General features: G+C 37.8%; 7 protein-coding genes. 5 read left to right on the top strand and 2 right to left on the bottom strand.

The window, feature by feature from the left end:
* The first annotated feature begins 97 nt into the window (after positions 1–97).
* Together LVD16_RS16120 and LVD16_RS16115 are read left to right on the top strand one after the other, a co-directional pair.
* Positions 98–6,292, top strand: coding sequence for a T9SS type B sorting domain-containing protein (locus LVD16_RS16120; protein WP_233769301.1), 6,195 nt, complete (start codon positions 98–100; stop codon positions 6,290–6,292).
* A 51-nt stretch (positions 6,293–6,343) separates the two neighbouring features.
* A complete protein-coding gene (locus tag LVD16_RS16115) occupies positions 6,344–7,261 on the top strand; it encodes a PorP/SprF family type IX secretion system membrane protein (RefSeq protein WP_233769300.1) in 918 nt (305 codons plus the stop codon).
* Positions 7,262–7,325: 64 nt separating this feature from the next.
* On the opposite strand, the gene LVD16_RS16110 is transcribed toward LVD16_RS16115, so the two are convergent.
* Positions 7,326–8,042: an SDR family oxidoreductase gene (locus tag LVD16_RS16110; protein WP_233769299.1), complete on the bottom strand. Its 717-nt coding sequence runs from the start codon at positions 8,040–8,042 to the stop codon at positions 7,326–7,328.
* Positions 8,043–8,145: 103 nt separating this feature from the next.
* Positions 8,146–9,495 (bottom strand): NAD(P)/FAD-dependent oxidoreductase, encoded by a 1,350-nt coding sequence (locus LVD16_RS16105; protein WP_233769298.1) that lies wholly within the window; start codon positions 9,493–9,495, stop codon positions 8,146–8,148.
* Between the two features lie 350 nt (positions 9,496–9,845).
* On the opposite strand from LVD16_RS16105, the gene LVD16_RS16100 reads away from it, so the two are divergent.
* From LVD16_RS16100 to LVD16_RS16090, 3 genes are read left to right on the top strand one after another with little or no spacing between them, the layout of a single operon-like run.
* Positions 9,846–10,766, top strand: a complete 921-nt coding sequence (locus LVD16_RS16100) for an outer membrane beta-barrel protein (RefSeq protein ID WP_233769297.1) — start codon at positions 9,846–9,848, stop codon at positions 10,764–10,766.
* A 17-nt stretch (positions 10,767–10,783) separates the two neighbouring features.
* A complete protein-coding gene (locus LVD16_RS16095; protein WP_233769296.1) occupies positions 10,784–11,581 on the top strand; it encodes a metallophosphoesterase family protein in 798 nt (265 codons plus the stop codon).
* Positions 11,582–11,584: 3 nt separating this feature from the next.
* Complete coding sequence (locus LVD16_RS16090; protein WP_233769295.1) at positions 11,585–12,157, top strand: hypothetical protein; 573 nt, start codon at positions 11,585–11,587, stop codon at positions 12,155–12,157.
* Positions 12,158–12,159 lie beyond the last annotated feature (2 nt).

Here is a 12,159-nt window from a genome sequence, read left to right as displayed (position 1 = left end):
ATAAGTGATTCATTTTATATTTTCTTACACAAATAGTTACTTCTGTTTAGCTAAACCGATATATGGGTAGGGATAAAGTGTATAAAATGCATTAGTTATGAAGAATTTAGTCCTTTTGTTGTCTTTCCTGCTTATAGTTGGCGCTAGTAAAGCTCAGGAAATCTGTGATAATGGCATCGATGATGACGGTGATGGATTTATAGATTGCTATGATCCAGACTGTGTCAATTTCGGTTCCTGCGATGGTTTCTTTCTCGGCAATGATGCTTCCTGCGAAGCCGTCCCCGACAGTTTACCAGCTTTTACAATGGAAATTGATTTCACATCTCAAAATGAAACAGCCAATCACCTGGGTAGGATAGCTATTGGTGATCTGGATAGAGATGGAATTCCAGAAATCATTTCTCAAAACAAGTATAATGATCGTTTATACATTCTAAACGGTAATGATGGGTCGATCAAATATCAGACCACCGTTTCTGGAGGAGCTTATCCCGAATGGCGTGTGGCCATAGCTAATGTGGAGGACGATGATTGTGCAGAAATATTTGTTGTACTTGCAGAATGGTTTCCTAGTGGAGGTGGCTACGGAGACACTGACTATTATATTGCTTCGTACGATTGCCAATTAAATGAAATATGGAGAAGTGAAAGACTTGAAAACGATCCAATTCACCTCAGTTTAGCAGATTTTGACGGCGATGGCCAGGTCGAGTTATTTTACAAGGATGAAGTAAGAGATGCAAGAACTGGTACTAGAATCGTAAAAGGTAATGATAACGATTGGAATAAGGTCAACGGTGGCCCAGTTGCCATTGATATACTTGGTGACGAAGATTTAGAATTTGTTTCTGCCAATAAAATATACAGTGTTAACCTTGGTTCAAGAACAACAGATAGTGGAAGTTTGACAGAACTAAAAAGTTTTTCAAACTACAAGACTAAAACACAATTTAGTTCTACCAGTACAGCAGATTATAATCAAGATGGATTCCTTGATGTTATCATTTCTGGAGTAAATACTAACGATTACACAACAACTGTATTCTTTTGGGATGTTCATAATGATAATTTAACAACATTTAATGATCCTATTCCAACTGTACCCAACTCAACATTGAAGTGTAGCAGCCAAGCACCAAATACTGATGACTATAAAAATGGCTGGATAAATGGTACAGGTCGATTAAATATTGGTGACTTAGATGGGGATGGTGAATTAAATGTGTCGTTTGTTTCCGGTAGATTTTTATACGCTCTCGACGAAAATTTCAATCAGAAATGGCGAGTTGAAGTGAATGAGGAAACAAGTGGATATACCGGATGTACACTTTTTGATTTCAATGGTGATGGTCAAATGGAGATTGTCTATAGAGATGAGCAATGGATTTATATTATCAAGGGAGATGATGGTAGCGTATTTACTCAAAGGCAGTGTATATCAAGAACCAATGTTGAGTATCCTATTGTAGCTGACGTAGATGCTGATGGAAGCACTGAACTATGCGTAGTTTGTGGTACTGATGATATCAATGCCTGGGATAATTTCTGCGATCTTGGCTATTCTAGAAACTCTCAGGTTAGAGTATATAAATCAGCAAGTGAACCATGGGTGCCAGCTCGTAGATTGTGGAATCAGCATGGTTATTTTAACGTTAATGTTAATGATGATTTATCAATTCCGAGAAGACAACAAAAGCATCATTTAGTATGGTCAGATGGAACATGTACTCAAGGACCGAACAGACCATTAAATAATTTCTTAAATCAGTCTCCTTTCCTTAGCTCACAGGGTTGTCCTGTGTATGCTTCACCGGACATCGCATTTACTGGGGATATTACTATAGACCAACCTACCTGTCCTAGTTTAGATTTTACCACCTCCTTCCAAATAACTAACCTTGGAGATGTTCCTTTCAGTGGAAATCTGCCTATAAGTTTTTATAGTGCCGATCCTCTTCAACCAGGAGCATCAAAACTAGCTACCTTATATTTCAGCATTAATCAACTAAAGAATGGTGATGTAATTGATATGACCAATGTGGCTATCACAGGTATACCTGGAATGGAAAATCTGTTCATAGCCTTAAATGATGCTGGGACTACTATTCCGACACCAATTTCATTCCCGAACACACCGTTTTTAGAATGTGATTATGATAACGTAAGAAGTGCACCATTTGCACCATTACCTTTCCAACTTTCTGCAGTACCGACTAACAATATTCAGTGTGCTGGAAACACTGTACCTGCCAACGGTTCTGCAAGAGCTTTTAGATTAGTTGGAACTACAGAAGTAATCGCTAACTATGACTTTTTCTGGTTCAACGGAACTGATGTATCTGGTACTCCGGCTTATGTAGGCGCTGTATATTCAGGACTAAGTGCTGGAACTTATTCAGTATATGCAACTCATAAGACTGCGCAATGTAGCTCTGATGTAGTTCAGGTTACAGTGGTTGATGAGGCATTCTCTTTTGATGTACAGGTAACAGAGATCAAAGGTGACGAGAATTGTACAAACCCTAATGGTCATTTAAGAGTAATACCAAATGGTGGAGATGCCTATGGAAAATATACTTACGAATGGCTTGAAGGTGATATCACAAGTACGGATGTGGTCTCTACTAGTCATGATGCCACAGGTCTAAAAGGTGGAACTAACTACACTGTTATTGTAACTCATAAAGCTACCGGGTGTAGTTCGATTGGTTCTGGGACAGTTACTGACATGGTTGTACTTCCTGTAGTATCAGCCAGCGCCACTGATATATCTTGTTCAGACGCAAATGCTGGTACTGTAACTGCTAACGTTGAAGGTTCAACAGGTGGTTATACTTTTGAATGGTACAATGGACCTAATGTGTTACCTACACCAAGCGCTACGGGCAACTCATTAAACAATTTACCTGCTGGTGACTATACAGTTGTTGCCACACGTAACAGCACAGGCTGTCAGTCACTTCCATCTACTGTTACGGTAAACCAGACAACCCCTCCTACCGCAAGCGTTAATAAACTATCAGATAATATTTCCTGCGATGAGAACAACCCAATGGGCTCTGCTGCAGCTTCTGGGAATGGTGGTAGTGGCACATATACGTATGAGTGGTTTGAGGGACAAAATACCAGTACAGCGGTTATTCGTACTGCGGCTACAGTAACAGATTTCCCTAAAGGTATTTATACTGTAAAAGTAACTGATACTAATGGTTGTTCTGATACTGCTGAAGTGATAATAGATAATGACAGAACTATTCCAACGCTTACTGCAAACACAACAGATGTTACGCAGTGTAATCCATTTAATGGTAGTATTACAGTAAGTGTATCTGCTGGAAATGTATCTGATTATACATTCTTCTATTATGAAGGAAGTTCGGTAAAATCCACTCCTGATTTCGCAGAGACATCTAATCAGCTTTCAGGTTTAATGGCTGGAACTTACACAGTACAGGCACAAAACAATATCACATCTTGTACTGCTTCTAATCCTATTTCAGTAATAATCAACGCTCCTGTAATTGCGATCACTCTAAATAAGTCAATCACCACTTTCCCTTCTAATTGTGAAAGTGATGCAAGTGCTGCAAGTGATGGTGTATTAGCGATCAATGTTTCACCTAGTAGTTCTGATTATTACGTTACGTGGTATCAGGGAGCAATCGATCCGTCCACAACCTCAGATTCACCAATTTTGGAAGGCGTTAATGAATATGTTGCATCTTCATTGAATAGTGATAACTATACGGTTGTAGTGAGAAATTTAACAACAGGATGTGAGGAAATAACTTCGATATATCTTCCAATCAATAATGGCCACGATTTAGACTTGGATGTAGTAAGCACAGCAAGCTTCTGTAGCGATGATAATGGCTCTTTAAGTGTTTCTCTGAAAAAAACTAACCTAGCTGGTTTTAACGAAGCCGATTATGAAATTATATGGTATCAAGGGCATAATTTGAGTGGGACTGAAATACATAGAGAAGTTGGTCAAAATGGTGTATTAAACTATAGTCGACCAGGATTATCTAGTGGTGATTATTCAGTTACAGCCAGACCACTGGACCCTGCAATCAGATTCTGTGAAGATCCTGTGGTAAATGCGACGGTGGATTTAATCGTTGAATATCCATCAATAGTAGCTACTACAATTAACGCAAATACCAATTGTTCTGGCATAATGGAGAATGGAAGCTTAGAAATTTTGGTTGACAATGGTGTTAGGCCTCTATCTGACTTCAACGTAACCTGGTATATAGGTGATGCTAACTCAACGACTCCATTACCTGCAGCTAATATTGTAACCCCAGATGAACTTCAAAATCTAGCTCCGGGAATATATACTGTTCATGTTGAGGATAATACTCAGTATCAGACTTGTGCCACTAACAGAACCTTTACTATAGATAATGATCCTCCGACAATTTCTGTAGCCTCAGGCGATGTCACGGTTTCTAATGTAGTGAGTTGCGATCCAAACAATAATGGAAGTGAGATAACAATAAATCAGATTTTAGAAGATGGAATACCCGGTAACATAAGTGATTATACTTTTGAATGGAAGGACCCTTCAGGTACATCAATTCCATCAGTGAACGGACCCTCTATCCAGGATTTATCGACTCTTGGTACTTACTCAGTAATCGCTACCAATACGGTTAATAACTGTTTATCAACTCAAATTGATTTTGAAATTACGGATGAAACTATTGGTGACCCATCAGTAGCATTGATCGACTTTACAAACCCTACACAATGTCAACTACTCACAGATGATATGGGTATGTTGCAAGTAATGGCGTCAGGAACAGCTTCCAGCTATTCTTATGAATGGTTTGAAGGTTCAGATACATCCACACCTCAAGGAACAACAGGTGCCACAGTTAGCGGATTAAATCCTGGTTTCTATACTGTGGAAGTTACTAATGATGACACACAATGTACTACTACAGCAACCTATGAATTGCAATTAGATATCAAGGAAGTTACAATCACCGGTTCAGGTAATCCTGTAACAAGCTGTGAGCTTGAGAATGATGGTAGTGCATTTGCAATTGTTACTAGTGGAAATAGTGATCTATATACTTATGAGTGGTCAACAGGTGATGTAGGGCAAGAGATAACTGATATCCGTGTAGGTACTTACACAGTGAGAGCTGTATCTAACAATGACAATCGCTGTATATCTCCTGATCTTGAGATTACTATTAATCAAGAGTATATTTATCCCGAATTATCGGTAGAAGCGTTATCTGCCATGACAGTTTGTGATACAGCTTTAGCTGATGGTGCTGCAAGAGCTCTTGTTGATGGAAGCTATATAGGCTATACTTTTGAATGGTATGAAAATGAAGACTTCAATTCTGATGAAGTTTTCACTGGAAGTGAATTCACCAGCATGAAAGAAGGTACTTACGGAGTAATAGCCACAAATGATGTAACTGGGTGTTCAACTAGTCAGGTAGTAACGATTGATGGTAACACTGTTCCTACAGAACCTGTATCAATTACTATATTGGCACATGACACTCATTGCTTATTAGATATTGGAGCGCTTTCTGCCTCAGTAAATGGTAACACTAGTAATTATAATTTCCTTTGGTTCAATGGATCTCAAGTATCAACCGACACTGCATTTGTTGGTGAAATTTATGATAGTTTGGCAACCGGTTTCTATACTGTACAAGCTACTAATAAATCTACAGGGTGTATCTCTACCGCCACTGCTGAAATTCTTGAAAACCTGGAATTTCCTGAATTCCAATTTGTAGTAGGTAACTCTACTTGTGTGACGAGCGATGGTTTTGCTAGAGTATCCATGGTTAATTCAGTGGGTGTAAACTCAATCGTCTGGACCGACCAAGGTGGTGACCCATTCGATAGTCTTCAAGTAATTGGAAGAGGTTCAATTCTTAATGAATTAGACTTCGGAGTCTACACGGCTCATGTGTTTACAAATCAAGGTTGTTATCAATCTGAAGATGTAAAAATTGAAACTGATGTGAACGTCTTGAATGGTATTTCAAGAAACGGTGATGGTAAAAACGATTTCTTACAGATTGACTGTATCGAAAACTATCCTGAAAGTATTGTCAAAATCTTTAACAGAGCAGGAACAATGGTTTATGAAACTGAAGGTTATGACAACACCGGCAATAGATTCGATGGAGTTTCTAATAAAGGAATTAGTGTAATGGGTAATAGTCTGCCAGATGGTACTTACTTCTATATCATTGATAAAAAAGACGGTACTAAACCTCAGGCTGGATACCTTGAAATAGTTAACTAGGCAATATATATAATACTTGATTATATGTTCAATCGATTAATTAAAAGTATCATGATTCTGGTATTGTTTACCCTTTCGCTTAACATAGCGAAAGGGCAACAGTACCCTGTCTATTCACAATACATCTTTAACCCATTGGTGATTAATCCAGCCGTTGCAGGTAGCCATGTGCAAGTGAGTGCTACAGCCATGCACAGAAATCAGTGGGTAAACTTTGAGGGTGCTCCGAAGACATTAAACTTCAGTGCGCATACTTCATTGTTAAAGAACAAGATCGGTGTGGGCTTGATGGTATCTGATGATAAAATCGGAAGTTATTCTAATCAAAGTGTATTTGGCAGTTATGCTTACATAATCAGATCTCCGTTGGGTACATTCTCAATGGGATTACAGGCTGGCTTAAATGTAACTTCTGCTGACTTTAGTAATGTACAGAGGGATATCACTGATGAATCATTCACTAACTTCACTAATAAGCTAAAACCTAATTTTGGAGCTGGAGTATACTATAGTAACGATGTTCTATTTGCTGGTTTTTCAGTACCGTTTATATTGAATAACAATGTATCATCAAGTGCAGAGGCACTTCTAAATGAAATCAGTGAAGCTCGTTATTATTATTTGCATGGTGGTTTAATTTTACCACTAAACAGAATGAAAACTGTGCAGTTAAACCCTACTCTATTGATTAGAGCTCAGGAAGGTCAGCCGTTAAGTATGGACATTAACGCAGGATTTATATTTTATGATGTTTGTAGCATCGGTCTTTCATATAGAAACGTGGAAGGGATTGTTAGCTACATTCAGCTGAAGTTAAGTGATGAACTTAACTTTGGGTACTCGTATGATTGGACAACAAGTGATATTAACAGATATTCATCTGGAACTCATGAATTCTCATTGAACTATAGATTTAGAATTAGAAAAATACATGGCAACGTGGAATGCCCTAGTGTATTTAAATTCTAATAGCAATAAAATTAAATAGAGAAAGGTGTTTCAGATTAATGAAACACCTTTTTTATTTATAACACTATTTGGCTGAAGGAGGTGTGGTCGGCCTAACTTCTACCTTGCTAGGCAAAGTGCGCGGATTCATTTTCATTAAATCAACCACTAACTCACCAATATCCTCTATTTGAATCTTCCAGCTATCTTCAGAATTTGGAGTATGATCATTGAAATATGTACTAACTGATCCAGGCATGATGGTAGAAACTTTAACACCATATTTTCTTAAATCAAGCATAATGGCTTGAGAAAAACCTGTTAAGCCGAATTTACTAGCATTATAAGCTGATCCACCGGCAAAGAAATTCGTACCTGCCAGACTGGAAATGGTTATTATATATCCACTAGTCTGTTTAATACTTTCTAAACTTGCCTTAACGCTGTAAAACACACCTGTTAAGTTCGTATCAATAGTTTCCTGCCATTGCTCAGCTGTTAATTCTTCAATAGAACCGAAATGACCTAGCCCGGCATTAGCAACTAATAAATCTATTTCTCCAAGATTTTTGATTGCTTTGTCAACGGCACTTTTTTGAGAATCAAAATCTCTTACGTCTGCCTCTAACGCCAAGACTTCACCAAATTGTGACAGGTTCTTCGCGGCCTCATCAGCAGCACTTTGTGATCGACTGGTAATAGCTACTTTAAACCCTTCTTTCAGTAAGGATTCGGCTACTCCATAACCAATTCCTTTACTTCCTCCTGTGATAAACGCGACTTTATTTTTTAAGTCTCTCATGAAATATTTTTATTTAAAATTATAATCATTTTTAATGGCCATTTAGCCAAACTAGACGCTAATCTAATGTTTAAACATTTAACGAAGGAGTTTACCTAGATGTTTAATCTTTTATGATTACCCTGCTATGCCTGTCACGACTAAAGTAATTTGATACCCAATTCGTGAAAGTCACTGCCTTATTTCGAAATCCGATTAATGAAAACAAGTGAACCCCAAGCCATACAAACCACGCGAATGCACCCTGAAACTTCCATTTAGGCAAATCTACCACGGCTTTGTTACGACCAACCGTGGCCATACTACCTTTATCAAAATAGCTATAAGGTTTAAGTTTTTCTCCTTTCAATAAACGATTAAGATGACCACCAAGAAATTTTCCCTGATCTACTGCTACAGCGGCTAATTGTGGATGCCCCTTTGGATAATCTATTGATTCAAATTTAGCCACATCTCCTAGAGCATAAATGCTATCAAATCCCTCAACCTGGCCGTATTCGTTACATTTTATTCTACCTCCTTTTGCTAAAACAGCGTCTGGAAGCCCTGGAATTCCTGCAGGTGATACTCCACCAGTCCACACCAACAGTTGAGACGGAATATCTCCCTTATCAGTCTTAACCACCTTACCATTAAAGTCTTCTATTTTGGTTTCTGTCTGCACAATGACACCCATTTTTTCTAAATATTCCTTAGACTTTTTAGAAGCTTGATCGGACATAGGAGGCAACAGTTCCGGCAGCAGCTCGATTAAGTAAACTTTAGATCTCTCAATATTAAGATCGGGATAATCTTTAGGCATAATATATCTTTTGAACTCAGCAAGCGCACCAGCTAGTTCCACTCCTGTAGGCCCACCTCCCGCAATTACCACATTCATCAGCTCCTCCCTTTCTTTTAAATCGTTGGTAAGTAGAGCTTGCTCATAATTTTGTAAGATCGTATTTCTCAAGTTCATAGCTTCCGCTACACTCTTCATAGGAAGCGCATATTTTGCTACGTTTTCCATTCCAAAATAATTAGTTTTGGCTCCTGTCGCTATGACCAAGTAATCATAGGAAATACTACCTTGATCAGTTATTAAAACATTCTCATGTGGCTTAATCTCCTTGGCCTGTCCCATTCTAAAATGGTAATCTTTATGATCAGCTAGTACCTTTCTGAGTGGATAAGCAATTGAATCAGCTTCTAAACCTGATGTAGCTACCTGATAGAGTAAAGGCTGAAAATTATGATGATTGTGCTTATCAATTAATACCACCTGATAATTATCGGAAGATAGTTTTTTAATCAAATGCAAGCCCGCGAACCCTCCTCCTACTATTACTATCCGCTTTCTTTGGTTGCGGGGAACACCTAAATCAATGTTTTGCTTTTTAATAGTATTGGAAAAATCTTGATCTATTTTATATGAATGAGTTGTGACTCGATCTTCTAACAATAATTCGCTCATGACCGTATAGTTTATTTGTATAATGAAATAAGCTTGTTAAGCTCCGTTTCTCTACTTATCTATCATGTAAAAATTATACCGATTCTAAAGATTGGCTGTTCTTTCATTTCATTATAACTCTAGTGGCTCTTATGTAATAATTGTATCACTTCGGTTGTGAATTTAATACTACAGTATGTAGAAACATTCCCCTAACCAATTATCCTTTAAACTTTAAAAACAATGTTTTAGCCCAATTATGATTGCTTTTACGATCAATGATATTTGGATATATGTTTGAACATTCATGTCATCAGCTTCTTAATTTCTTGTTAGTTTTGAAGCTAATTTTTTACTTAAAAATCAACTCAATGAATCGATTAAAATTAACCCGAAACAAATTAATACCGGGATTAGGTATTTTGTCATTGGCGCTATTACTTACTTCCATATCTTATCGTTCAAATGCTCAGCAATTTTATATCAGAGCTGGTGGTGGCTATTCTTTAAAGGCTTCTAGCTCTCAGTTTAACGACGCAGATCCTAATGGCTTAACGCAAATTGAACCTTCAACCAGAATTACTGCAACAGCTGATGGTACCACGGTAGAATCATTAAGAGGTACTTTAGGAGTGGGCTACAAAGTGGGTGGCGTTGCCGGATATATGTTTAATGATTATATAGGTGCAGAACTGGGTGTCTATTACTTCCACGGATCAGAACAGACAATTGGTGAGTTATCTACGCCAGCATTTCATTCTAGTGAAACAGCATATATCAGGGGTGTAGATGTTGCTCCCGCACTTGTAGTTACTCCGGGTTTTGATGGTGTAAATCCGTATGCAAGAGTTGGTCTGTTAATACCTGTAGCTGGAGACCTGACAATAAAAACAAATGCGACTCAAATGAATTATGAAGGAAGTGGCCAAGACTTAATGGTAAGCGCTGTTTCTGAAGTTCAACCAAAATTTAGTTTAGGCTATAATGCGGCCATTGGTGTCTTATTCCCAATTAAAACTGGTGTAGACTTATTTGCAGAAGCTGAATTTAAGAGTTTAACACTTAAGAGTGATAAAGCTGAAATTAAATCTTATAAGACAACTCTAGGTGGAAATGCTGTACCTGGTCAACAATTAGAGGACCTGCCAGTTGCAGAGAAAAAATTCACATTTTCTGATGAATTTACACCAACAGATCCAGAGTCAAACTCGGATCAACCCAGAGTAATTCCTACCCAATATGTTAATGCCAGTGGAATTGGTTTTAACCTTGGGTTAAGATTTACGTTTTAATAAAAAACCCGAATTGCGTGAAAAAAACTAATCTAATGCTTTTGGCAGGCCTGATACTTTCAGTATCGGCCTGTTTTGAGTATAACCCTAATCAAATCATTTTAGATGATGATGAGAAAGACCTTACGGCTAAGAATCTCTCTCAAATACAATCTACAGAGCCTTCTGACACCTTTCAACTTATCTTCATGGGAGATACTCAAAGGTTTTACGATCAATCCGCTGACTTTGTAGATGTTGCCAATACTATTCCGGACATTTCCTTTGTAGTGCATGGTGGTGATATCTCTGACTTCGGTCTTGTTACAGAATACAGGTGGGTTCATGATATTATGTCAGATCTTCAAAGGCCATATCTTACAGTAGTTGGAAATCATGACTTATTAGCCAATGGCAAAAAAGTATATGCCGAGATGTATGGAGAACTCAACTACAGCTTCGAATATGGCGGCCACAAATTTATTTTCCTGAATACCAATTCAAGGGAATATGATTTCAATGGTAAAGTCCCTGATCTTAATTGGCTTGATGCCGAAATTGAGGATAACCCTAATGATTTAGACGTAGTCGTGATATCTCATGTACCTCCTTTTGATGCCGATTTTGATCCAAATCTTGTGAAACCGTATACTCAACTTTTGGCCAGTAAGCCAAAAGTAAAATTGTCACTTCATGCTCATACTCACTCTTTCCTGGATGAGAAATACTATGAAGATGGTGTAGAATACTTCGTTACCACTGCTATGATTAAGCGCGGATTTGCAGTAATTAAACTTTGGAATGGTGGCTACGACATCAAGAAAATTGAATACTAGTTCATGAAACATATATACTTAATACTCTCGTTTATAACAACCATATCTTTTGCTCAGGAGGATGACAAATACTGGCTAGCACCAGATCATTATAAATTACAATTTGCTGGAAACATAGGATTTCTATCTGTTGGAGCTGGTTATTTGCATGGCAACTCTCACCTGGAAACAGACTTTTACCTAGGATATTTACCCAAGAAAATTGGTGGTGATGACATCATTTCATTAACTGGAAAAATGACTTATTCACCATGGTCCATAAAGCTTAACGATAAATACGCTCTTACACCATTCTCCATCGGTCCTTACCTAAGCTATTCCTTTGGCAGTCAATTTGATACTTTACTCCCAAATGAATATCCTAGCGGATACTATTGGTGGGCGACCTCCCTCAGATTTGGTGCTTTCGTGGGAGGAAGAGTTACTAAAGATATAGGTGGGAAGCTAGATCATCTTTCTTTTTACTATGAATTGAGCACATATGACCTCAAAGCCATTAGTTACATTCAAAATACTGAATATTTGGGTCTAAATGATATATTCAGCCTGTCATTAGGAGTGAAATTTGGATTATAAGA

This window comes from Fulvivirga ligni, from assembly GCF_021389935.1.
Lineage (GTDB): Bacteria > Bacteroidota > Bacteroidia > Cytophagales > Cyclobacteriaceae > Fulvivirga > Fulvivirga ligni.
This window is presented reverse-complemented; position numbering and strand designations above follow the sequence as displayed.